The 23,046-nt window shown below is 60.3% G+C and carries 20 protein-coding genes; 6 read left to right on the top strand and 14 right to left on the bottom strand.

Going from position 1 to position 23,046, the window contains the following annotated elements; all coding sequences use genetic code 11:
- The first annotated feature begins 46 nt into the window (after positions 1–46).
- The 5 genes from dmpG (at position 47) to MMB74_RS10470 (ending at position 4,432) form a co-directional block, all read left to right on the top strand.
- The gene (gene dmpG / locus MMB74_RS10490) at positions 47–1,090 is read left to right on the top strand and encodes a 4-hydroxy-2-oxovalerate aldolase (protein WP_277428556.1); all 1,044 of its coding nucleotides are present in this window, start codon (positions 47–49) and stop codon (positions 1,088–1,090) included.
- On the top strand, positions 1,087–1,875 hold the full coding sequence (gene dmpH / locus MMB74_RS10485; protein ID WP_277428555.1) for a 2-oxo-3-hexenedioate decarboxylase: 789 nt from the start codon (positions 1,087–1,089) through the stop codon (positions 1,873–1,875). Before dmpG ends, dmpH begins: the two co-directional genes overlap by 4 nt.
- Positions 1,876–1,896: 21 nt before the next feature.
- Positions 1,897–2,088, top strand: coding sequence for a 2-hydroxymuconate tautomerase (locus MMB74_RS10480; RefSeq protein ID WP_277428554.1), 192 nt, complete (start codon positions 1,897–1,899; stop codon positions 2,086–2,088).
- 49 nt (positions 2,089–2,137) lie between these two features.
- Complete coding sequence (locus MMB74_RS10475; RefSeq protein WP_277428553.1) at positions 2,138–2,968, top strand: alpha/beta hydrolase; 831 nt, start codon at positions 2,138–2,140, stop codon at positions 2,966–2,968.
- 84 nt (positions 2,969–3,052) lie between these two features.
- Positions 3,053–4,432, top strand: coding sequence for an outer membrane protein transport protein (locus MMB74_RS10470; RefSeq protein ID WP_277428552.1), 1,380 nt, complete (start codon positions 3,053–3,055; stop codon positions 4,430–4,432).
- A gap of 67 nt (positions 4,433–4,499) precedes the next feature.
- On the opposite strand, the gene MMB74_RS10465 is transcribed toward MMB74_RS10470, so the two are convergent.
- The 14 genes from MMB74_RS10465 to MMB74_RS10400 all read right to left on the bottom strand — a co-directional run bounded on the left by MMB74_RS10465 (position 4,500) and on the right by MMB74_RS10400 (position 19,863).
- Positions 4,500–6,284 (bottom strand): sigma-54-dependent Fis family transcriptional regulator, encoded by a 1,785-nt coding sequence (locus MMB74_RS10465; RefSeq protein ID WP_277428551.1) that lies wholly within the window; start codon positions 6,282–6,284, stop codon positions 4,500–4,502.
- A 235-nt stretch (positions 6,285–6,519) separates the two neighbouring features.
- Positions 6,520–7,527 (bottom strand): 2Fe-2S iron-sulfur cluster-binding protein, encoded by a 1,008-nt coding sequence (locus MMB74_RS10460; RefSeq protein ID WP_277428550.1) that lies wholly within the window; start codon positions 7,525–7,527, stop codon positions 6,520–6,522.
- Positions 7,528–7,583: 56 nt separating this feature from the next.
- Positions 7,584–8,570, bottom strand: a complete 987-nt coding sequence (locus MMB74_RS10455; RefSeq protein WP_277428549.1) for an aromatic/alkene monooxygenase hydroxylase subunit beta — start codon at positions 8,568–8,570, stop codon at positions 7,584–7,586.
- Between the two features lie 12 nt (positions 8,571–8,582).
- The gene (locus tag MMB74_RS10450; RefSeq protein ID WP_277428548.1) at positions 8,583–8,897 is read right to left on the bottom strand and encodes an MmoB/DmpM family protein; all 315 of its coding nucleotides are present in this window, start codon (positions 8,895–8,897) and stop codon (positions 8,583–8,585) included.
- A 14-nt stretch (positions 8,898–8,911) separates the two neighbouring features.
- Positions 8,912–9,247, bottom strand: coding sequence for a Rieske 2Fe-2S domain-containing protein (locus MMB74_RS10445; RefSeq protein ID WP_277428547.1), 336 nt, complete (start codon positions 9,245–9,247; stop codon positions 8,912–8,914).
- A 7-nt stretch (positions 9,248–9,254) separates the two neighbouring features.
- A complete protein-coding gene (locus tag MMB74_RS10440) occupies positions 9,255–9,515 on the bottom strand; it encodes a toluene-4-monooxygenase system B family protein (protein WP_277428546.1) in 261 nt (86 codons plus the stop codon).
- Between the two features lie 24 nt (positions 9,516–9,539).
- Positions 9,540–11,045 carry a toluene monooxygenase gene (locus MMB74_RS10435; protein WP_277428545.1) on the bottom strand — a complete coding sequence of 502 codons (1,506 nt, stop codon included), beginning with the start codon at positions 11,043–11,045 and terminating at the stop codon, positions 9,540–9,542.
- A gap of 398 nt (positions 11,046–11,443) precedes the next feature.
- Positions 11,444–11,854 carry a ribonucleotide reductase subunit alpha gene (locus MMB74_RS10430; protein WP_277428634.1) on the bottom strand — a complete coding sequence of 137 codons (411 nt, stop codon included), beginning with the start codon at positions 11,852–11,854 and terminating at the stop codon, positions 11,444–11,446.
- Between the two features lie 45 nt (positions 11,855–11,899).
- Complete coding sequence (locus MMB74_RS10425) at positions 11,900–12,697, bottom strand: peptidylprolyl isomerase (protein WP_277428544.1); 798 nt, start codon at positions 12,695–12,697, stop codon at positions 11,900–11,902.
- A 15-nt stretch (positions 12,698–12,712) separates the two neighbouring features.
- Complete coding sequence (narI, locus tag MMB74_RS10420; protein ID WP_277428543.1) at positions 12,713–13,399, bottom strand: respiratory nitrate reductase subunit gamma; 687 nt, start codon at positions 13,397–13,399, stop codon at positions 12,713–12,715.
- Positions 13,400–13,473: 74 nt separating this feature from the next.
- Entirely contained in the window at positions 13,474–14,163 is a 690-nt protein-coding gene (gene narJ / locus MMB74_RS10415) for a nitrate reductase molybdenum cofactor assembly chaperone (protein WP_277428542.1), read from the bottom strand.
- Positions 14,164–15,705, bottom strand: coding sequence for a nitrate reductase subunit beta (gene narH, locus MMB74_RS10410; RefSeq protein ID WP_277428541.1), 1,542 nt, complete (start codon positions 15,703–15,705; stop codon positions 14,164–14,166).
- Positions 15,702–19,526: a nitrate reductase subunit alpha gene (locus MMB74_RS10405; RefSeq protein WP_277428540.1), complete on the bottom strand. Its 3,825-nt coding sequence runs from the start codon at positions 19,524–19,526 to the stop codon at positions 15,702–15,704. The genes narH and MMB74_RS10405 overlap by 4 nt, the downstream gene beginning before the upstream one ends.
- A gap of 190 nt (positions 19,527–19,716) precedes the next feature.
- The gene (locus MMB74_RS10400) at positions 19,717–19,863 is read right to left on the bottom strand and encodes a hypothetical protein (protein ID WP_277428539.1); all 147 of its coding nucleotides are present in this window, start codon (positions 19,861–19,863) and stop codon (positions 19,717–19,719) included.
- A gap of 631 nt (positions 19,864–20,494) precedes the next feature.
- On the opposite strand from MMB74_RS10400, the gene mgtA reads away from it, so the two are divergent.
- Complete coding sequence (gene mgtA / locus MMB74_RS10395; protein WP_277428538.1) at positions 20,495–23,032, top strand: magnesium-translocating P-type ATPase; 2,538 nt, start codon at positions 20,495–20,497, stop codon at positions 23,030–23,032.
- The last annotated feature ends 14 nt before the right edge of the window (positions 23,033–23,046 follow it).

Here is a 23,046-nt window from a genome sequence, read left to right as displayed (position 1 = left end):
CAGGGCAGCCACCGGAAGGACTATTTAGGATAACTAAGGAATTGCGATGGATCTCAAAGGCAAGCGAATCACCGTGCACGACATGACACTGCGTGACGGCATGCATCCGAAACGCCACCAAATGACGCTCGAGCAGATGCGCACAATCGCCAAAGGGCTAGACGAGGCGGGCGTTCCGCTGATCGAAGTGACGCACGGCGATGGGCTCGGCGGCTCGTCGGTCAACTACGGCTTTCCGGCGCACAGCGACGAGGAGTATCTCGGCGCGGTCATTCCGCTTCTGAAGCGCGCGAAGGTGTCGGCTTTGCTGTTGCCCGGCATCGGCACGGTCGATCACCTGAAGATGGCGCATGAGCTCGGCGTCCATACGATCCGGGTGGCGACGCACTGCACCGAGGCCGACGTCTCCGAACAGCACATCACGATGGCGCGAAAGTTGGAAATGGATACCGTCGGCTTTCTGATGATGAGCCACATGAACAGCCCAGAAGGCCTCGTCAAGCAAGCGAAGCTGATGGAGGGCTACGGGGCGAACTGCATTTACATCACCGATTCCGCCGGCTACATGCTGCCGGACGACGCGAAGGCCCGCCTGAGCGCGGTGCGCGAGGCGCTGAAGCCCGAGACGGAACTCGGCTTTCACGGTCACCACAATCTGGCGATGGGCGTGGCTAATTCGCTGGCTGCGATCGAGAGCGGGGCGAACCGTATCGACGGCGCGGCGGCCGGGCTCGGCGCAGGCGCTGGAAACACGCCGCTGGAAGTGTTCGTGGCAGTGTGCGACCGCATGGGCATCGAAACGGGTGTCGACGTCTGGAAGATCCAGGACGTCGCCGAAGACCTCGTCGTACCGATGATGGATTTTCCGATCCGCATTGATCGCGATGCGCTCACGCTCGGCTACGCCGGCGTCTACGGCTCGTTCTTGCTATTCGCCAAGCGTGCCGGCGAGAAGTACGGCGTGCCCGCACGCGACATTCTCGTCGAACTCGGCCGGCGCGGCATGGTGGGCGGCCAGGAAGACATGATCGAGGACACCGCGCTGACGATGCGCAAAGAGCGCGCGGAGCGCGCGAAGGAAGCAGCATGAACCTGACCTCCAGCACCCTGGAAGCGCTGGCGCAACGGCTCGACGACTGCGCGCGCGAAGCGCGCGATACGGTCAAGATCACCGATGAGTGGCCCCAGATGGACTGGGACGACGCGTACGCCATCCAAGACGCGATGCGCCGGCGCCACTTGCAACGCGGCGCGAGGCTCGTCGGCTACAAAGCGGGACTGACGTCCCACGCCAAGATGCGCCAAATGGGCGTCGACACGCCCGTGTTCGGCTACCTCGTCGATACGTTCTCGATCGAGGACGGCGGAGCTTGCAAGGCGCAGACGTTGATCCATCCGAAGGTCGAGCCCGAGATCGCCTTCGTCACGAAGGCTGAATTGAACGGGCCGGGCTGCCATATCGGCAGTGTGCTCGCAGCCACCGATTTTGTCATCGGCGGCATCGAGATCATCGACAGCCGCTATCGCGACTTCAAGTTCGATCTGAAGAGCGTGGTTGCCGACAACACCTCGGCCGCGCGCTTCGTCATCGGCGGCCAGCCCCTGGCAGTGAACGGCATCGATCTGCGAACCATCGGCATCGTCATGGAGAAGAACGGGCGGCCCGTATCGTTCGGCGCCGGTGCAGCCGTGCTGGGCCACCCCGCGGCTGCCGTGGCGCAACTGGCCAATCACCTCGGCGCGCGTGGCGAATCGATTCCGGCAGGCAGTTTGATTCTGTCGGGCGGCATCACGGAAGCCGTGGCCGTCGAGGCCGGCGACAACGTCACGCTACGCGTCCAAGGCATGGGCAGCACTAGCGTGCGATTCATCTAACGCATCGAAGAGGAGATTATCGTGCCCATCGCTCATCTGTACATCTTGGAAGGCCGAGACGAAGAGAAGAAGGAGCGGTTGATCGCCGAAGTGAGCGAGGCGATCCACCGCGCGATCGACGCTCCACTGGAAGCTGTGCGCGTCATCGTCACCGAGATGCCGAAGGCGCATTTCGGTATCGGCGGACAAAGCGCGAAGAAGCGGGGCCGATAGGCCTCGCTGTTGAAGACTCTTTTCCTTTTTCTTTTTTCGGTCGGACACTATGCAAACGAATCCTGAAATCGGAGATTCGATCGTCGCCGCGGGCATTAGCACGAACTACCACGATCACGGCAAAGGCCCCGCTGTCCTCTTGATTCACGGCTCTGGCCCCGGCGTGACGGCGTGGGCGAACTGGCGGCTGACCATGCCGGCATTGTCGTCGCGCTTTCGCGTGATCGCGCCGGATATGGTGGGCTTCGGGGAGACGCGGCGCCCCGAGGGCCATCACTACTCGATGCAAACCTGGCTCGCCCATTTGCTCGGTCTGCTCGACGCGCTCGATATCGAACGCGCCCACGTGGTGGGCAATTCGTTCGGTGGGGCACTGGCGCTCGCGCTGGCGATCCATGCGCCAGAGCGCGTGGGCAAACTCGTGCTGATGGGCAGCGCCGGTGTTTCCTTTCCGATCACGGCGGGACTGGACGCCGTATGGGGCTACGAGCCGTCGATCGACACCATGCGTGCCTTGCTCGACATCTTTGCATTCGACCGGTCGCGCGTGACCGACGAACTCGCCAAGCTGCGCTACGAGGCAAGCATTCGGCCCGGCTATCACGAGGCATTTTCGCGGATGTTTCCTGCGCCTCGCCAGCGCTGGGTGGATGCGTTGGCGAGCGACGACGAGCAGATTCGGCGAGTAGCCCACGAGACTCTGATCGTTCACGGCCGAGACGATCGCGTCATTCCGCTAGAGACCTCGTTACGGTTGCATGCGCTCATCGAGCGCTCGCAGTTGCACGTATTCGGGCAATGCGGCCACTGGACCCAGATCGAGCACGCCGCTCGCTTCAACCGTCTAGTCGCCGACCACTTCAGCGAGGCGGATGCATAGTCCGCCGGTGCAGGGTGTTGTGCCCACATAAAAGCAAGTACGGCTAATAACCATTCGATCTTTTCAAAAGATCAGGAGACAGATGTGAAAGGCAATTGCATTCGCACCGCAGCTGCGGCATGTATCGCGGTATGGGCGGTTCACGCCCAAGCCACGGACGTTTTCAATATGGAGGGCTTCGGGCCGGTCTCGCGCGCGATGGGCGGCACCGGCGCGGCGTACGATATCGGTCCAGGTGCGATGATGATGAACCCGGCGACACTCGGCTTGATGAGCGACGGGCGGTATTTGAGCATGGGCCTCGATGTGGTCACGACCGACATCAAGGCCACTAACACGGCCACGGGCGAAACGGTCTCGTCGGGTAATCACGGCAGCAATAACGGCCCGTATTTCGCGCCGGAAGCGGCGTTCGTCTATCGCCGCGGGGCCTACGCGTTCGGAGTCGGCGCGTTCGCCGAGGGCGGCTTGGGCACGCAATTCGGCGGCAGCAGTTTCTTGTCGCGTACGGTTACGAACGGAATCGATACGGGGTTCGACAATTTCTCTCGGTTACTCGTGCTGCGCATACCGTTCTCGCTGGCCTACAACGTGAACGACAAGCTGACGGTCGGCGGCTCGATCGATGCCGTATGGACATCGCTGAATCTCGGCATGCTGCTCGATGCGTCGCAGATCGGTGCGCTGGCTGCGCAAAATCGCGTATCCGGTACGCTATTGCCGACGCTGCTCGGCGTCCCCGGATTATCGGGCGGATACATCAATTTCAACCATAAGGGTATCGTGGGCGGCGGCGCCAGCGCCTGGGGTATCGGCGCAAAGCTGGGGCTGACCTATCGAATCACGCCCGATACGACGCTCGGCCTCGCTTATAACTTCAAGACGCATGTCGGCGACCTGACGGGGCATGCCATGCTGACGGCCGTCAGTTCCGTGGCCGGGAATATTCCGCTCAGCGGCGACATCACGGTGCACGAGTTCCAGATGCCGGCTCAATTCACGGCAGGCGTCACTCATCGCTTCACCGATCGGCTGAGCGTATCGGCCGACTACCAGCGCGTATTTCTGTCTAGCGTCATGAAGGACATCAATGTGACGTTCACGCAGTCGGGGACGGGCGCGAACCTGAATCTTTCGTTGCCGCAGAACTACCGCGACATCAACGTGTTCGGGCTCGGCGCGCAATATCGCTACAACGATAAGTGGACCTTCCGGGCGGGTTTTCACTATGCTCAGGAGGCGGTCCCGAACAACATGATGTATGCGGTCATTCCCGCGATTCCGACCACGAGCGTCACGGGCGGCGTGTCTTATGCGTTCGGAAAGAACGACATACTCGATGTCGGGTTGTCGGTGGGCATGCAGAAAACATTGACGAATACGAGTGGGCCTAACACCGCGGTGCCGTTGAAGGTGACGCACTCGCAACTCAATGCCGTGATCGCTTATCAGAAGCGCTTCTGACTTTGAACGCTGAGTAGCATGGGCACACCGGGCCGCCATAAAGGCCGCTCGGCGTGCCGCCCGCGTGTCAATCACGGTCGACGGGAATGCCGTATTTGCGTAGCCGATAAGCGAGCTTGGGGCGCGTGATGCCGAGCACGCGGGCCGCCAGCGAGAGGTTGCCGTTGGCCTCCGCCACGGCCGCGCGCAACATTGCGGCTTCGGTTTCCGCCAAACCGGGGCGGCTCGTGGGCATATCGGCCGGCACACTGGTTTCGAGGGCTCCGTTCATGGGGGCGAGGTTGCCGCTGCGTTTGAGCATGAACGACGATACGTCGATCTCCTCGCCCGTGGTGAACAGGTGACACAGATCGAGGGCGCCGCCGTCCTCGGCCAAGATGACCGCGCGCTCGATCATGTTTTCGAGCTCGCGCACGTTGCCGGGCCAGCCGTAGTTGAACATTGCATCCACAGCTCGCTCGCGAAATCCCGTGATGTTCTTGCCGTGCTTCTTCGCGAGCCGCTGTAGAAACCAATTCATCATCAGCGGAATGTCGTCGCGCCGATCGCGCAGCGGGGGAACGAGAATCGGGAAAACGTTCAAGCGAAAAAACAGATCCTCTCTGAATTGGCCTGCTTTCACGGCTTCACGTAGATTGATATTCGTCGCCGCGATCACGCGCACGTCGATTTTGCGGGTGCGCGTATCGCCGACGCGCTCGATCTCGCCTTGCTGAAGCGCGCGCAGAAGCTTGCCTTGCGCGGTGAAACTGAGCGTGCCGACTTCGTCGAGGAAAAGCGTGCCGCCGTCGGCCCGCTCGAACCGGCCCGGCCGGGACGACGTTGCACCCGTGTAGCCTCCGCGCTCGACACCGAACAATTCCGATTCCATCAGGTGCTCGGGAATCGAGGCGCAATTGACCGCCACGAACGGCCCGTCCGCGCGCTTGCTCAGGCGGTGCAGATTATTGGCGAACACCTCCTTGCCGACCCCGCTTTCGCCGAGAAACAGCACCGTTGCTTCGGTGGGCGCGGCCTTTGTGACCATATGGCAGACCGTATTGAATCCGGCCGAGGCGCCGACCACGCCGAAGCTGTTCTCGGGCGCTTGCGCGAGTCTTGCGGCAATCCTGCTCGTAGCCGGTAACGCCGCCTCGGGCTTGAGCGACCATTTGACGAAATCGCCGATCTGCAAGAAGCGCAGATCGTCCTGAGCGTCTTCCCACTCTTCGACGGGCTTGCCGATGACGCGGCACTTCGAATGTCCCATGCCCCGGCATTCCACCTCTCGCCACAAGATGGGCCGGCCCATGAAGGCGCTCGTGTATCCGCATGCATAGCCGATCAACATCCAACACACGGGCTCGTGGCCGATGCCGTAACTGGCGATGTGCGCCTCGGCCTCCGAGCTGTCGATCAGATAGAAATCGCCAAAGTAGTGTCCGCGTTCGACATCGATTTCCAAGGCGATCGGCTCGCAATGGACGATGCCCTCGAGCGAGACGAGTTGCGGTCCCGCGAGGAAGTCGTCGTACCGATTCGATCCTGCGCGCACCTTGCGCGTCATCGCCGCGTCGTGGCTGCCCGCTTGATAGCCGATGCGGGTGATGAGCCCGCGCGCGGTCTCTTTGCCCAGGCTTTCGATCAGCTCTTGGCGCAAGGCGCCGAGCGAGCTGATGTGCATGAGCATCATCCGCTGATCGTCGAGCCAGATGCGTCCCTGCTGCGGGGCGAAACGAAGTCGCTTGGCTAAGTCGTGAATGGCCGGGACGCGGATTTCTTTCGCCCCCTCGTGAGGCCCGGCGGTATCGGTTTGATACACGGCCGGGAAGGCGGTGCCGTGTTTGCCGGCGTGCGGCGGACGTTCGTGCATGTGGACCTCGATCGCTGCCGTGTGCCGGTTCGTCGCAAGACTGCGCGTCTTACATGGCGCTGGGCCTGCAACCCGCCTGCACCGCCAGCGCGAAAACGGATGACGCTTTAGCTTACGCCGTCCCTCGTGCGATAGCGATTGGTGGAATCACCTTGCACGGTGACTTTGCGTAGCGCAGCGCCTCCCTTGCCCGCCTTCCCGGTCCCTTGGTTGTGATTCTGCGTTGCGCAGAACATCAGACGAAACGGTCGAAATGAATGTGCTCGAACGGAACGCGATGCCGCAGCATCAACATCTCCTGCACGGCTTCGATCATGGGGGGTGGCCCGGCGAAGTAAAACTCATGCGCGGCCAGCGACGTGCCCAGATCTCGTTCCACCAGCGTATGCACGAAACCCATTTCTCCCTGCCATGGGGGCGTAGGGGCAGGCGCGGAAAGCACCACATCGACGCTCATGCGCGAGTGTTCCGCAGCGAGCGCATGAACAGCGTCCAAGGCGCTGAGATCGGCTTGGCTGCGCGCCCCATAATAGAAGCGCAGACGACGCGTACCGGGCAGTGCGAGGGCGCCGCGCGCGATCGAGAGCATCGGCGCCAGTCCCGATCCACCGGCGATGCAGACGATGTCGCGTGTGCTGTCCTCGCGCAGGTGGGCGTGACCATAGGGGCCATCGAGCACGATCTGCTCGCCCACGTCGATCGCGTCGAACAGCGTATTGCTGCCCGCCCCGCCTGGCACGCGGCGGATGATGAACTGCCATAAACCCTCGCCGTTCGGAACGTTCGACATCGAGTAGGCACGGGCGCCGCGCGCCGCGCGCGGATATAGCAAGGCATATTGGCCCGCTCGAAAGTGTGCGTGCTCGGGGACATGGAACGTGAATTCGCTCATGTCGGACGTCAATGCGCGGCGCGCTTTCAGAGTGGCCGTCCGTTTCGACGCGGGGACGACAGGGCGGTAGCTATCGTCGCAGCGCACGCGTATCGTGCAATCCCCCGCGGGTTTCGACTGGCAAGCCAAGCGTTTCCCGCGTTTGCGATCTCGTTCGGTCAGGCCGGGCGCTTCATCCCACAACGTGTCGATCGAGCCTTCGACGAGTTCGAAGCGGCAAGCGCCGCATCCGCCGACGCTGCACTCATGCGGTAGCCCAACACCTGCACGCAGTGCGCCGCGCAACAGGGTGTCTTCGTCATGGGCGACCTCGAACGCCTCGCCCGAGTCAAGGGTGATCCGGTATTTCATAGTGGCTGCTCAAACTTTTTCGAATGGCTTGGCCGGCTTGCGCCGGCCGTCTCAACTTAAAGTCCGATCGACTGCCGGAACGCTCGCGTAGCGGCGATCGCATCGGCGGCGGCGCTGCCCGCATCGGGTAACGCCGCACACCACGCCGAGATCGCGGCTTCGCCGAGCGGCTCCCACTTGGCGACCCAGGCCTTCAGCACATCGCTGTTGCCCTCTTGCTCGAGCGCCATGCGCACGAGCTCGGTGGCCCAGCGGCGATGCCGTTGCGTATCGATGAGCTGAGCGTCGGTCAGCAAGCCGAGCAGCGTGTCGCCGTTTCGACGCGCGGCGGTGCCGAGCGTGCGCAAGATGGTTTCCTCCACGGCGGGGCGTACCACGAGACTCAGCGCGACGAAGCTTTCGCCCCAGTCCCACGCCGTCAACGCATGCTCGACGAGCTTGCGAAAGCCCTGCCATGCGGTGTCGTTTTCCCAATACTGCCGCTCGTTTTCGCCAAAGCCGATGTCGCCGAACGTCTGCGCGAGCTCGCGCGTGCGATAGGCCGTATGCGTGAGCCAGCGCAACGAATCCGCCGTTTGGTAGGCTGCGCAGTTCGAGATCGTGGAGGCTGGCGCCAATTGCGTGAGGTAGGCCGAGCCCATCTGCAGGGCATGAAACAGGTAGCGCCCGGGGGTATAGAGTCGCGCCAGCGTCCCTGCCCAGGTCCGATCGAGCATGGTGTCGTGCCCGCGTTCGGAGAATTGGTCGAGCAAGCCGAGCACGTACGTCTCTTGCCCGTCTTGCAGCATGTTGTAAGTGCGGTAGACGATCTCGTCGGGATCGCGGAACGCGTTCCAATCGGGATGCTTCAGCGGCGAAGCGTTGCGGTAACGCTTGAACCATTGCGCCATCTCGAAGTTCGGATCGAGTTCGAACGGCGCATCCGGATTGTCGGTTGTGTAGTGCAAGTTGGTCGAGACGATCTCATACTCGCTCGGCTTGCGCCGGCGCGTGGCTAAATGGCTCCACGTCTTGAGCGGCTTTAGGGTTTCGGGTTGGTTCATGCTCGTCTCCGGTTACAGCGTTTTTTCGTAATAGAAGCGCACGTAGTCGTCGGTCGTTTCGATGCGCCCCGCGAAAGAACTCAGGTTCACTTCGAGCTCCGACATGCGAAACGGTCGACCCAGCGTCTCCTCCAGCGTAGCCCGGCGCAAAATCAGCTCGCCGTCGGCGTAGATGCGGACGTAGGCCAGCTTGTCGTCGACCTTGATTTCCTTGTCCGGGTTGTCCTCGTGCGCGGCTTCGATCACGCCCGCGGTAATGCTGCTCGCGCGCAGAACGGGGCCGACGCGGTTGTTGCGGTAGGCTTGTGAGGTATTGTCGGTGCTCATGTGCTTTTCCGAATTCAAGAGTGGGCGAACAGCGGCTCGACGCCTTGCACCGAGACGAGCACATCGTCGCCTTGGACTTTCACCGCGTATTCGGCGAGGCGGCAGTCACCGGGATTGATGCCCTTGCCCGTGGACGCATCGAAGGTCCATTGGTGCGCGCGGCACATCAACACGCGGCCGTCGAACTTGCCTTCGGCGAGCGGGATGTCCTGGTGGGGGCAAATACCTTGGAACGCGCGGGGTTCGCCGCCTTCCGGACGCACCAGTACGATCACATGCCCGTCAACCTCGACTTCGGTCATCTCGCCTTCCCAGACGTCGTCGAGCGTGCAAACTTTTTGATAGCTCATGTCGGCCTCATGCGTCGCAAAAGATGAATTCGAGCGTCTCCATCGGCACGATGTCCGTGTCGCTCAATTTGGCGTTGCGTGGATAGAAGGTGTCGCCGCCTTGACGGCGCACGCGTACGACCTTGTCGGGTCGGGGCGCGACGCGCCGCCCCACCGAATGATGAGCGGCCGCTGCGGCGACTTCGTCGATTGTGTTGTCCGTATCGACGGCGACCAGTTGCAATACGAAGTCGTACTGAAAATTCGAAATCAGCGGAAAGAGTGCCATGTCGTCCTCCATGGATGCGCCGCTTCAAGCGGCGCGTTTGTCTGCGCGCGCGGCGCGATATGCTTCGACCCACGCGTAGTGATGCGCGTCGTCGCCGATTTCGCCGGGTGCGAGATTCATGTACTTGAGCGCGCCAGTCAGATCGGGCGGTTGGATATGGCCGGCCAAGAATCGGTCGACGAGCGTCAGGTGATCGCGATATCGCACGGGATCTTGTTGGAAGACCCAGCGATCGATCTCTGAATTGAAGTGGTACGTGCGACCCTTGTAATCGAGCGGATAGTCCTTCACGTTCCAACCGTTGCCCGGCACCGCGCAAATCGGAAGTTGGCTCATGTTGCAAACGATCGGCAATGTCTCTGGCAGGGTGAGTTCGGGCTTGCCGGCCAGCAGGTTATCGATGATGACGTCCCACGCCTTGCCGAACGTATCGTTCCAGCCTGGGTATTTTTCCTCGAGCCAATCGCGGCAGTCCGGTGTCATGCCGGCGGCGGGATTCCACCAGACGGTCGGGCGCCAGAACCAGATGCCCATTTGATAGGCGTGATGTTGATAGTCGAACTCGTTGATCATCTGATCCCAGTACCAGGGCAGATCTAGGCCCAGGTCGATCAGCGTGCGTTCGAATTGGCCGACGATCCATTCGCGCATGAACTCCTTGAACGATTGCTTGCGATGCTCGAGTGGCGTGGCGTAATCCATCGACGTGCCGGTGAGCAGGCAGAACAATCGCCAGGCGCGCGCGATCGCGATGTCCACGAGCTTTTGCGCCTGCTCCTTGCGCCCGTTCGCAATGAGAATCTGCAGCGCGGGGCCGCCGATCTGCGCGTGTCGGGATTCGTCAGTCTGGATGCTCGAAATGAGGCTCGCGAAGGTAAAGTCGCCTGCCTCCGCGGCATCGGCGGCAAGGCCGAGAAACTGCATGTTGGTGAAACCCGTCTCGAACGCGAACGTCAGCATGACGGCGATTTCGATCGCGCTGCGCGACATGAAGAGATCGTCGAACGTGCTGCGAGCGGCGATCGCCCCCCACTCGTTCGTGTGATAGGCCTTATGGGCCCAGTCGAACTGACGATCTTTCGGGCAGTAATCGTGCGGGAAATACAGTTGAAGCTGGCCGTGACGATTTTCGTCGAGCATGCCGAACGTGGCCATATTGCGCATGCCGGGCGCTCGGCCGAATCGGGCCATGCGCGCCTCTGCGCTCATCGCCGCGTATTCGCCGAGAGCAATTGCCCCGTAGTGCGCTTTGAGGATCGAAAGCCAGCCCGGCTCGGCGTCTTCGAACATACGGCTGCGTTCGAGCGCGGCCTTGACCGAGTAGGCGCCCGCATCCTTCTCGCGCTGCACGCGGACGTATTCGGGATAGGAAGTCTTGTAGGGCTCGTCGTAGGCTTCCCAGTCTTCCATCGGCACGCCTTGCGCGCCCGACATGAGTTCGGGGAAGAGTTCCGACTGCGTGACATAGCTCGGGGTCCAATTGGTTGAGCGTGCGATGTCATACCACGCCGCGCGTTCGAGTAACGCCATGGGGTTGTCTCCGTGATTGGAATAGGTCTCATTGCTTCCCGTCGGCCGATGACCGGTCCGGGCGACGCTTCCAATGCAAGGGCAATGCCAACGACGTTTCGTGGCGAGTGGGTTCGGAGGGGAAAATCCCGAGATTCCTACGGTGGGCCTTTGTCCGCGCGTTTGGCGGATCGAAGGTGGCGACACGTTAGACGCAGGAATTTGAGCACCGATTTGATGGTGTGATCAAACTGTGTCGCGCAGATCCGGCTTTTTACTTGATCAACTGATCAATAATCTCGATATTTATGGTCAAGGGGGCTATCGGGGGCGCGAGCGCGGGCGCTCGATCCCCATGCCCCAGCGTGGGGTAGCCCGGGGTCGTTCGGCGATTCGATCTCGCGAGTAGCGTCATCCGCTCAAGACGGACCGAATAGCACGGGTTGGCCGTGCGCATCGAATGGAATGAATGAACCGATGGACCCAGCTTTGATCGATTCCACCATTCTGTTCAATGCCGCCTCGGCGTCTTCAGACCGCGGCACACGCCCGTTGTTGCCCGAGAGTGCCGCGACGAACACAATTTTCCATTCCTGGAGAACCTGTCGCGATTCTTCGAGCAGATCGTTGAACGTGCCGAGTTCTTCGAGCGTTTTGTCCACGCACATTAGTGGCGTTAAGGCGCCCCCGTTACCAGCCTCGAACCGGGCTCGCTGTTCAGGCGTGGAGTCATCGGGCAACTCAACCGCCGTAAATACGAATAACAAACGCTGAGGTTCGGGTTGTTGTCTCGCGACGCGAATCAGGTCATCAAAACTCGAGATACTCATCATTGATCGTCCATGTGGATCGGGGTCGTTAGGGCACACAAATGATTATTGCAGCAACGGGCCCGGAAGCACATCCAGAGCGATGCCGCGCAGTTCGGCGTTGGATGCAAGCACGGTCAAATATTGCTGAATCGACTTGTGCCGGACATGCTCCGAGAGATAGCGTTCAATGGCCGCCTGTACTGCTTCAAACGGAAGCGATTCGCCCGCGATGCGGCGCTCCACGTAGACAATATGAAAGCCATAACGCGTATTGACGAGCCCCGGTAGTAGCCCGATGTGCTGGCTGCCGAAAATCGCCGCCTCGAATTCCGGCACGCTCTCTCCACGGGTCAACTGCCCCAGATTTCCGCCGACCTGCCCGGATGGGCAATTTGATAACGTCCGGGCGAGCATATCGAACCGATCGGGATGCTGCGCGAGCTCGCGGTGCGCTTCTTCGGCGCGAGCCCGGACCCGCGTCATCGCTGCCTTGTCGGTTAGCGCAAAAAGGATATGGCGCGCAAAGACCAGGTCTGGGCTGCGGAATTTCTGCGCGTTTGCCACGTAGTAGCGCTGACATTCTTCGGTGGACGGGACCGGCGTTGTGCATTCCAAATCCAGCAGACGGTCAATGGTCTCATCGTCGAGATCGACGCCGTTCGCCAACAGGCCTGTTGCAACGGCGCGCTGGGCTAGCAATTCGCGCACGACCAGCACGCGCCGCGCAGCGTGGTCCGGATCGGGCTCGTCCGCGTGCAACGCGGATTCCGCCGCAATGGCGGCGGCATCGATCACGGCGCCGTTGACGCTAAGCACGTCGTCGATGACGGGGGAGGGTGAGGCATCGCGGCTTGTCGACATATAAACTTTCTCGAATCAGCGTTTACGGACGATCTGGTGAGGCCGAATCAGGAAACCCAGTGTGGCCAGGCCGCTCCAAATATGGACGAGGCGTGTGAAAGGGGAGATGAGGAAAATCGTGAAGCCGAGTGCGATATGGATTTTGTAGACGAGCGGCGCCTGGATGACGAGATCCGCGGTACCGGGCTGAAACGTGACGATCCCTTTCACATAGTCGCTCAGGAGCTCGAACATCGCACCATCCATATGCGCCAATGACAATGGAATGGTGGCGAGTCCGAGGGCCAGTTGTAACCACAGTATCGCCAGGACCAGAATGTCCGCGTGAGCGCTATTGATACGAATGCGCGGATCGGACAGGCGTCGGTACAGCAGGATCGACAGGCCGACGATCGCAACGATGCCCGCAATGCCGCCTACCATCACCGCCAGCCATTGATGCTGGGAGGCGTTTAAAAATGGCGAAACCATCCAATGTGGCGCTAGGAACCCCGCGAAGTGGCCGCCGATCACAATCAATACGCCGATGTGGAACAGATTGCTGCCGAGGCGAAGTTGACGGCGTCTGAGCAGTTGCGACGAATCGCTCTTCCAGGTGTATTGCTCGCGATCGAAACGAATCAGGCTGCCGAGCAACCAGATCGCGAGACACACATAAGGATAGATGCCAAACATCAATGCGTTGACGAAGTGCTGACTCATGAGATTTCTCCAGCCTGGATCCTGTTCGCTAATGGGCGGAACGGAACGTGAGCGCGCAAGTCTGCCTTTTCCGGCTAACGTGACGGTCTTTTTTCGTAAAACTGAATGGGCTCGGGGCCCTTCGATAACGGCGCTTGCGCGCCGAGGAAGCTCACGGGCGCCTCCTGCCATTCGCGATCGAGCGCTTCGCTGTCGATTTGGCGTGTCGTGGCGGCATCGAACAAAGCCGCATTTGCGTTTGCGAGCGGCGCCTCGCCGGCGAGTGGCAACAAGGCGGCAACGGCTGCGAAATAGGGTGTGCCGCGCTCGGCCAGTCGGGTGGCGATCTGTCGAGTGATATCGGCTATTTCGCCAAGCAGGGCGTGCGCTTGCCCGGGTGTTTCGTGCGCCAGAAACTCGAGGAACACGGGCAGGTAGTCGGGTAATTCGCCGGCGCCGAGAAACAGGCCCTTCGTTTCGTACATAGCGAGCAGATCCACCATCGCCTGCCCACGTTCGCGCGATTCGCCATGCACGTGTTCGAACAGATAGAGCGAAGTTGCCCGGCCGCGGTCGAAAATTTCGACGTAGTCTTCCTGGAGATCCAGCAGCGGCCGAGCGGACAGTCGGTCGACCAGGTCGATCAAGGCCGAGCATGTGTCCGCCGGCAAGCTAGGGTGTGCGGCTAGCGTGGCGCGGATCTCGTCGAGCGCCGCGATCAGTGTTTGATCGGGATAGTCCAACAGCGCGCTCAGCATGCTGAAAATCAGACCGTTGTTTTCCATTTATTCACCTGCCGCACGAATCGGAATCGTTTTGCGTGCCTTGTTGATGCCTTTGCGTCCCCCGAACAAGCTGGTTTCCGTGGTGCCGTCGGAGCAGCCATTGCCGAATGAGAAGCCGCACGAGGCGCGCAGGTCGAAGGCGTCTTCTGCATATTCGCGGTGGGCGGTCGGGATCACGAATCGATCTTCGTAATTGGCGATCGCCAGATATCGATACATCTCGTCCACTTGTGCGCTGCTCAGATCGACTTCGCTGAGCACTTCCGGGCTCTCGCGACGTTCGACATGACGCTCGCGCATAAAGGCGCGCATCGCCAGCATTCGCTTGAGGGCCAGCCGAACTGGCGCTTCGCGACCGGCGGTGAGCAGGTTCGCGAGATAACGCAGAGGGATGCGAAGCGAATCGACGTCGGGCAGCAAACCCTTCATGCCGAGCCGGCCGTCGTTGGTGGCCGAGTTGATCGGCGACAGCGGCGGGACGTACCAGACCATCGGCAAGGTGCGATATTCCGGGTGAAGCGGAAAGGCGATTTTCCATTCCATTGCCATCTTGTACACCGGTGAGCGTCGCGCTGCGTCGAGCCAGTTTTCCGGCACGCCGTCCCGAGCCGCCTGTTCACGCACGGCCGGGTCGGCCGGATCCAGAAAGATCGACAGTTGCGCTTCGTATAGATCCTGTGGGTCTTCGACCGATGCGGCTTCCTCGATTCGGTCCGCGTCGTACAGCAGAACGCCGAGATAGCGTATGCGGCCGACGCAGGTTTCCGAGCAGACGGTCGGCTGGCCCGCCTCGATGCGCGGATAGCAGAAAATGCACTTCTCCGATTTGCCGCTTTGCCAGTTGTAATAGATCTTCTTGTAAGGACACCCCGACACGCACATTCGCCAGCCGCGGCACTTGTCCTGGTCGATCAGAACGATGCCGTCTTCCTCTCGCTTGTAGATCGCGCCGGAGGGGCAGGAGGCTACGCAGGCGGGATTCAAGCAGTGCTCGCAGAGTCGCGGCAGGTACATCATGAAGGTGTTCTCGAACTCCCCATAGATGTCGGTTTGCACTTGATCGAAGTTGTAGTCCTGGCTGCGCTTTTCGAATTCTCCACCGAGAATTTCTTCCCAGTTCGGGCCCCACTGGATTTTCTCCAGACGCTCGCCGGTGATCAGCGAGCGCGGCCGTGCGACTGGCCCGACCTTGACGTCCGGTGCATCGTGCAGATGCGCATAATCAAAGGTGAACGGCTCGTAATAGTCGTCGATCTCCGGCAGGTTCGGGTTGCCAAAGATATTGGCGAGCACGCGCCACTTGCTACCGGCACGAAGCTCGATCTTGCCGTTCGTCTTGCGCTTCCAGCCGCCGTTCCAGCGGTCCTGATTTTCCCAGTCCTTCGGATAACCGACGCCGGGTTTCGTTTCGACATTGTTGAACCACGCATACTCCATTCCCTCGCGCGAGGTCCAAACGTTCTTGCAGGTGACTGAGCAGGTATGGCAGCCGATGCATTTATCCAGATTCATCACCATACCGATCTGCGCGCGGATTTTCATCGTTTCTCTCCCGACTCATCATTGGCCGTCGCAAGGGTCGGCGCGCCGTGAGCGAGTGTGTGTTGATGACGCGCGGCCTCGGCCGCTGACAGAACTGACGCCGGCGTCGACTCATCCTTCCAGTCGATCGTTGCCATTTTGCGCACGATCACGAATTCGTCGCGATTGGAGCCGACGGTGCCGTAATAATTGAAACCGTACGAGAGTTGCGCATAGCCGCCGATCATGTGCGTCGGCTTTGGCATGATGCGTGTGACCGAATTGTGAATGCCACGGACCCCGGAGACTTCGGAGCCTGGTGTATTGATGATCTTCTCCTGCGCGTGATACATCATCGCCGCACCCACCGGAATGCGCTGACTGACCACGGCACGAGCGGTCAATGCGCCATTCACATTGAAGGCTTCGATCCAGTCGTTATCGACCACGCCGATCTTTTTGGCATCGATCTCGGAGATCCAGACGATCGGCCCGCCGCGCGACAGCGTCAGCATCAAGAGATTGTCGGTGTAGGTGCTGTGAATGCCCCATTTCTGATGAGGGGTCAGGAAGTTCAGCACGATCTCGAGGTTCCCGTTCGAGCGGCTTCCGGCCATGCCGGTAGTGCTGCGTGTGTCGATCGGCGGCTTATAGACACAAAGCGACTCGCCAAACTCGCGCATCCACGCGTGGTCCTGATACAGCTGTTGGCGTCCGGACAAGGTGCGCCAGGGAATCAGCTCATGCACATTGGTGTAGCTTGCGCTGTACGAGACGTGTTCGGATTCGATCCCGCTCCATGTCGGCGACGAGATGATCTTGCGCGGCTGCGCTTGAATATCCCGGAACCGGATTTTTTCATCCTCGCGAGCGCGCGCGAGATGGGTGTGATCGGAGCCCGTGAGCGCCGACAACGCTTGCCATGCTTTGAATGCGACGGCGCCGTTGGTTTCCGGGGCTAGCGACAAAATCACTTCGGCCGCATCGATCGCCGAAAGAATCTGCGGTCGCCCGTGTGAAACGCCCGCATCGGCAACTGGATAATTCAGTGCTCGAAGCTGGTCGATTTCTTCTCCCGTTTGCCACGTAATGCCTTTGCCGCCGTTGCCGAGGGAGTCGAGCAGCGGCCCGAGAGAGGTGAACTTGCGATAGGTATTCGGATAGTCTCGTTCGACGACTGCAACGCTTCCCATCGTTTTTCCCGGGATCGGATCGCACTCGTCGTGGCCCCAGTCGGCAATGCCGTCGGTTTGCGCGATTTCGCCGGGGCTGTCATGTTGGAGCGGTGACATTACGACGTCGCGTTCGACGCCCAAATGGCCTTCAGCCAGTTCGGAGAACTTTCGCGCGATGCCTTTATAGATCTCCCAATCGCTTCTGGATTGCCATGCCGGATCAACGGCAGCGGAGAGCGGATGGATGAACGGATGCATGTCGGACGTGTTCATATCGTCCTTCTCGTACCAGGTGGCGGTCGGCAGCACGATGTCCGAATAGAGACAAGTGGTGGACATTCGGAAGTCGAGGGTGACGACCAGGTCGAGCTTGCCCTCGGGCGCTTTCTCGTGCCACTTCACCTCTTTGGGCAGAATGCCGCCGCTTGCTCCCAGATCTTTCCCTTGCACCCCATGCTCGGTGCCGAGCAAATGCTTGAGGAAGTACTCATGCCCCTTGCCCGACGATCCGAGTAGGTTCGAGCGCCAAACAAACAGGTTTCTCGGAAAATTTTCGGCGGCGTCGGGATCGACGCACGACATCTGAAGCGAGCCGTCCTTGAGACCCTTCGCGACATACGCGGCAGTGTCGGCGCCGGCCGATCCCCGGCCGACTTCGAGCGGATTGGTCTTGAACTGCGGCGCGGACGGCAGCCAACCCATCCGTTCGGCTCGGACGTTGTAGTCGATCGGGCTGTCTGCGAATCCACTACCCTCGGCGAGCGGCGACAGCAGTTCGGTGACTTTCATCGTTTCATAACGCCATTGATCGGTATGCGTATAGAAAAACGACGTGCCGTTCATGACGCGTGCCGGCCTGTGCCAATCCGTCGCGAATGCCAGCGGCAGCCAGCCGGTTTGCGGCCGGAGTTTTTCCTGGCCGACGTAGTGCGACCAACCGCCGCCTGATTTGCCGACGCAGCCGCACATCACGAGCAGATTGATGATCGACCGATAGGTCATGTCCATATTGAACCAATGGTTCAAGCCGGCGCCGACGATCACCATCGATTTGCCCTCGGATTTTTGGGCGTTATCGGCGAATTCGCGCGCCACGGCGATGACTTCGTGCCGTTTGACACCAGTAATCTTCTCTTGCCACGCGGGCGTGTACGGCACGTCATCGTCGAAACTGGCCGCGACGTTCGGGCCGCCGAGCCCCTGGTCCACGCCATAGTTGGCAATGAACAGGTCGTAGACCGTGGCCACGAGAATTTCGCCGGCGCGGGTGGCGATTTTGCGCACGCCGATGCGACGCGGCAAAACGCTAGCATGGCCGGTATGCGCGAAGTGAGTATGTTCGACGTTGCCGAAATAGGGGAAGGCGACGTCGATCGTCTCATCGTGCGTCTCCACGAACGACATGGCGGGTCGAATCGCATTGCCGTGGACATCCTCCTCTTTCAGATTCCACTTGCCGGCGTCGCCACCTTCTTTTTGTCCCCACCGAAAGCCGATCGATCCGATGGGCGTCACGAGCCTGCCGCTCAACTCGTCGAACGCGACAGTTTTCCAGGCGGCGTTGTTCCCCTGCCCGGACGCATCGTCGAGTTCGTCCGCCCTCAGGAGTCTTTCGGGCACATAGTGCTCACCCTGTTTGACGATACGCACGAGCAGCGGCATATCGGTATAACGTCGGCAGTAGTCCGCGAAATATTCGCTCTTGCCTGCGACGTGAAACTCCTTGAGTACGACGTGGCCCATCGCAAGACCGAGCGCCGCATCGGTGCCTTGCTTGGGGTGCAGCCAGATATCGCCGAACTTCGCGCCTTCGGCATAATCGGGAAAGATCGAGACGACCTTTGTGCCGCGATAGCGCACCTCGGTCATGAAGTGAGCATCGGGGGTGCGTGTTTGCGGCACGTTGGACCCCCACAACATAATGAAAGTGGAGTTGTACCAGTCGGCCGATTCCGGAACGTCGGTTTGTTCGCCCCACGTCTGAGGCGAAGCGGGCGGCAGGTCGCAGTACCAGTCGTAGAAGCTCAGACTGACGCCACCGATCAATGACAGATAGCGGCTGCCTGCTGCATAGGACACCATCGACATTGCCGGTATTGGTGAGAACCCGATGATTCGATCCGGGCCGTGTCGTTTGATGGTATGGATGTTCGCGGCTGCAATTATCTCGTTGACCTCGTCCCAACTGGAGCGAACGAAGCCACCGAGTCCGCGCCGGCGCGTATACGAGGCCCGTGCTTCCCCGTCATTCATGATCGCGCTCCACGCTTCCACCGGGGCGAGCGTGGAGCGCTTTTCGCGCCACTGCCTCAAAAGTGCGCTACGGATCAGCGGATATTTAAGGCGATTTGCGCTGTAGAGATACCACGAATAGGACGCGCCGCGAGCGCAGCCGCGTGGCTCGTGATTCGGCATATCCGGGCGGGTGCGAGGGTAATCAGTCTGTTGGGTCTCCCACGTGACGATCCCGCTCTTGACATAAATCTTCCACGAACATGAGCCGGTGCAGTTGACGCCATGAGTCGAGCGCGCAATTTTGTCATGCTGCCATCGTTGCCGATAGGCGTTCTCCCATCCACGGTCTTCATGAGTTGTCATCCCATGGCCTTCGGAGAACGTTGGCCTCGACGTGGAGAAGTACTTCAGGCGATCGACAAAATGGCTCATCTGATCGACTCCGTGGCACTCGATGCAGGGAGTCTACGCTTCTTGTCTGAACTTGTGCATATGCCGATTTGCTCCGACATACCGCCAAGACATTGCGCTTTGAAAAACCAAATACGGAAATCTAGCCTTTTATGGAACGAGCAAAGCTGCTACGTCAGCGCAGGTCGCCGCTGCGCTTTCGGCAACGCCACTAGGCGCGTCCAATCTCGCGTCGTGCAAGCCAGACGCCGGGCAACATCGGCAGCCAGAACGTCATTCCACGCAGCAAGAGCGTCGCGGCCAGCGCCGCTGCGACAGACACGCCGAGCAAACTGAGCATGCCCACGGATGCGCTCATTGAACACGAGCCAAAGCGTCCGTGTGTCGAACGTGAATATTGCGAGTTGAAAGCCCACGGTCTGTATCAGCAAGCGAGGGCTACCCAGGCGCTCCGTCGGCGCATCGATCAGTTCCCGAAGGAGGTCTGTTGCGCCCAGCCATTTGCTGACCCACGCAATCGGCCGGCGCTCGCCCCATCGCCTGAGACCAAGAATGGCAGTCGGGATCGCTACCGCGACTACCACGAATATCGTGACGCCGATCAGTAGTGGGACGTTCATGTGATGGCGCGGGCGCAACCGAGACGATCCCTGTCTCTAGCAAGGGATCGCGATGGGATGTAGCGCGCAAGGCATAGCGCCAAGGGTGGCGGGCCGAGGAACGGGAGGGGTTTTCAGCGAGATCGTTACATCGTTGATCCCCTGACTCGCCCGCATCGGCGGTCCATGTCGTTGCGTCGTCACGTGAAGCCGCACCGACCATACCGACGTATTGTGCACGAGGATGCGGCGCAGCAGTCATGGGCAACCGGGAGCCAAGCGGCAAGGACTGGCCCACTCGGACGCCACGGCCTCTTGTGCTAACGTGTTGACCTCCGGCCGTCTTTGTTTGCCTGGCCGAACGCGCGGTTGCCGCAGAAGGTAAATCCAATGGATCGTCCGGAATCCCACTTTTGGAACCAGCCTTTTGCCGCACTCCAGGCGGGTTTGGCCTCATCGCCTGAGGGCTTGAGCCAGGCGGAAGCATACCAAAGGGCAATGCGCTTCGGCCCCAATACACTGCGGTCGCGCGGTGAACGCCCTCTATTGCTGCAGTATCTGACCCACTTCAGAAATCCGCTGGTGATGATCCTGCTCGCGGCCAGTGCCGTGTCGGCGCTAACTGGCGAAGTCACCGGATTCGTGGTCATATGGGTCATCGTTCTTGTTAGCGTGACCCTCGATTTCGTTCAGGAGTATCGCGCCGGGCGAGCGGCGGAACAGCTCAAGCAAACGGTTGCCGTTCGCGCAAACGTGATGCGCGACGGACATCCGCAGGACATGCCGATCGCCACGCTGGTTCCTGGCGATGTCGTTCTGCTTGCCGCTGGCGATCTCATGCCGGCAGATTGCCGCTTGATCGAGGCCAAGGATTTTTTTGTCAACCAGGCATTGCTGACGGGCGAATCCTACCCGGTTGAGAAGCATGCGGCCGACCTTGCCGAGCCGACGGGCGACCTCAGCCAAGCCGAGAACGCTGTCTTCATGGGTACGTCCGTGATCAGCGGGTTGGCAAAGGCAATGGTGTGCCGGATTGGTGCGGATACAGCCGTTGGCAACGTTGCGGAATCGCTCGTGTCCAAGGCTCCGCCCACGGCTTTTGAGTCGGGTACGCATAGTTTTGGCATGTTGATCATGCGCTTGACCGTGCTGCTAGTGCTTTTCGTGTTTCTGGTCAATGCGCTGTTCCATCGCCCCTTCCTGGAGTCGTTTCTCTTCGCTATTGCGCTTGCGGTCGGGCTGACGCCTGAACTCCTACCGATGGTGGTGACGGTAACGCTCTCTCGCGGCGCACTGCGCATGGCCCGGCAGCACGTCATCGTAAAGCAGCTCGCCGCGATTCATAATCTCGGCAGCATGGACGTCCTATGCACCGACAAGACCGGCACGCTGACCGAGGCACGCATCCATTTGGAACGACATTTGGATGCACAAGGGCGAGATAGCGAGCAGGTGCTGCAGTTGGCTTACCTCAATAGTTATTTTGAAACCGGCCTGAAAAGCCCCTTGGACGCCGCCATCCTCGAGCACAAGGAGATCGAGGTGGGCCATTGGCGCAAGATCGACGAGGTGCCGTTCGATTTCGAGCGCAGGCGTGTCTCGGTGTTGGTCGACGACGCTCAGCAGCGGTTGCTGGTGGTCAAGGGGGCGCCGGAAGACATTCTCAAACTTTCCACGCAATACGCCCGTGGCGAGGCACTGGAGGTGCAACCTCTGGATGAAGCCGCGCTGGCGACCATCCAGGCATTGCACGACTCTCTTGGGAGAGACGGCTTCAAAGTGCTTGGCATAGCGTGGCGATCGGTCGCGCCGGACTACCCGCACGCGGTACTGAGTGATGAAACCGAGCTGATCTTCGCCGGCTTTGCGGCTTTCCTCGATCCCCCTAAGCCCAGCGCGGCCAAAGCGCTCAGAGACTTGGCGGAAATTGGCGTGGAAGTCAAAATCGTCACCGGTGATAGCGAGTTGGTCACCCGACACGTGCTGACGCAACTTGGCATGCCCGTCACGGGGGTGCTCAACGGCAACGAGATCCAGCAATTGGACGACACCGCGCTGGCGGCGCAGCTAAAGAAGGCCAACCTGCTTTGCCGTGTCACGCCGGCGCAGAAAAACCGCGTCATCCTGAGCTTGAAAGCACACGGGCATACCGTCGGCTATCTTGGCGATGGCATCAATGACGCACCCTCGCTTCATTCCGCGGATATCGGCATTTCGGTCGATAGCGCCGTAGACGTGGCCAAGGCGGCGGCGGCGATGATCTTGCTGCGGCAGGACTTGAACGTATTGCGTGCCGGCGTGTTGGAAGGCCGACGGACCTTCGCCAACATCATGAAGTACATCATGATGGGAACCAGCTCGAATTTCGGCAACATGTTCAGCATGGCGGGTGCAACGATGTTTCTCGCCTTTTTGCCGATGCTGCCGGCGCAGATTCTTCTCAACAATCTGCTTTACGATGTTTCGGAACTGCCTATTCCGATGGATAACGTGGATGACGATTTCCTTACCCATCCAAAGCATTGGGATACGAAGTTCATTCGCAATTTCATGTGGGTGGTCGGCCCAGTGAGTTCGCTCTTCGATTTCTTGACGTTTTTCATCATGCTGAAGGCGTTCAATGCGGGCGAGGCGTTATTTCATACTGGCTGGTTTATTGAGTCGATTGCGACCCAGGTATTGGTGATATTTGTCATTAGAACCCAGGGCAGCCCATTCAAGAGCCGGCCAAGTCGTGTGTTGACCATCACTTCGCTCGCGGTCGTGCTAATCGCGGGCGCATTGCCCTTCATGCCGGTTGCTGCGCTTCTCGGCTTCGTCGCACCGCCGCCTCAGTTCTTCCTGATTTTACTAGCGATGCTGCTCTGCTATTTGGTCGCCGTGGAATGGATGAAGCGATTGTTCTACCGCCATTTCGCGATACATTGATCCGACACAACACC

The sequence above is a fragment of the Trinickia sp. Y13 genome, from assembly GCF_029522115.1.
Taxonomy (GTDB): Bacteria; Pseudomonadota; Gammaproteobacteria; order Burkholderiales; family Burkholderiaceae; genus Trinickia.
Note: the sequence above shows the minus strand (reverse complement) of the source record. Positions and strands in the feature narration are given on the sequence as shown.

Excerpts from the sequence above, each read along its gene's own strand:
- dmpG (WP_277428556.1), top strand. The coding sequence starts at position 47 with ATGGATCTCAAAGGCAAGCGAATCACCGTGCACGACATGACACTGCGT.
- dmpH (WP_277428555.1), top strand. The coding sequence starts at position 1,087 with ATGAACCTGACCTCCAGCACCCTGGAAGCGCTGGCGCAACGGCTCGAC.
- MMB74_RS10475 (WP_277428553.1), top strand. The coding sequence starts at position 2,138 with ATGCAAACGAATCCTGAAATCGGAGATTCGATCGTCGCCGCGGGCATT.
- MMB74_RS10465 (WP_277428551.1), bottom strand. The coding sequence starts at position 6,284 with ATGCACGAACGTCCGCCGCACGCCGGCAAACACGGCACCGCCTTCCCG.
- MMB74_RS10460 (WP_277428550.1), bottom strand. The coding sequence starts at position 7,527 with ATGAAATACCGGATCACCCTTGACTCGGGCGAGGCGTTCGAGGTCGCC.
- MMB74_RS10455 (WP_277428549.1), bottom strand. The coding sequence starts at position 8,570 with ATGAACCAACCCGAAACCCTAAAGCCGCTCAAGACGTGGAGCCATTTA.
- MMB74_RS10450 (WP_277428548.1), bottom strand. The coding sequence starts at position 8,897 with ATGAGCACCGACAATACCTCACAAGCCTACCGCAACAACCGCGTCGGC.
- MMB74_RS10445 (WP_277428547.1), bottom strand. The coding sequence starts at position 9,247 with ATGAGCTATCAAAAAGTTTGCACGCTCGACGACGTCTGGGAAGGCGAG.
- MMB74_RS10440 (WP_277428546.1), bottom strand. The coding sequence starts at position 9,515 with ATGGCACTCTTTCCGCTGATTTCGAATTTTCAGTACGACTTCGTATTG.
- MMB74_RS10435 (WP_277428545.1), bottom strand. The coding sequence starts at position 11,045 with ATGGCGTTACTCGAACGCGCGGCGTGGTATGACATCGCACGCTCAACC.
- MMB74_RS10430 (WP_277428634.1), bottom strand. The coding sequence starts at position 11,854 with ATGAGTATCTCGAGTTTTGATGACCTGATTCGCGTCGCGAGACAACAA.
- MMB74_RS10425 (WP_277428544.1), bottom strand. The coding sequence starts at position 12,697 with ATGTCGACAAGCCGCGATGCCTCACCCTCCCCCGTCATCGACGACGTG.
- narI (WP_277428543.1), bottom strand. The coding sequence starts at position 13,399 with ATGAGTCAGCACTTCGTCAACGCATTGATGTTTGGCATCTATCCTTAT.
- narJ (WP_277428542.1), bottom strand. The coding sequence starts at position 14,163 with ATGGAAAACAACGGTCTGATTTTCAGCATGCTGAGCGCGCTGTTGGAC.
- narH (WP_277428541.1), bottom strand. The coding sequence starts at position 15,705 with ATGAAAATCCGCGCGCAGATCGGTATGGTGATGAATCTGGATAAATGC.
- MMB74_RS10405 (WP_277428540.1), bottom strand. The coding sequence starts at position 19,526 with ATGAGCCATTTTGTCGATCGCCTGAAGTACTTCTCCACGTCGAGGCCA.
- MMB74_RS10400 (WP_277428539.1), bottom strand. The coding sequence starts at position 19,863 with ATGAGCGCATCCGTGGGCATGCTCAGTTTGCTCGGCGTGTCTGTCGCA.
- mgtA (WP_277428538.1), top strand. The coding sequence starts at position 20,495 with ATGGATCGTCCGGAATCCCACTTTTGGAACCAGCCTTTTGCCGCACTC.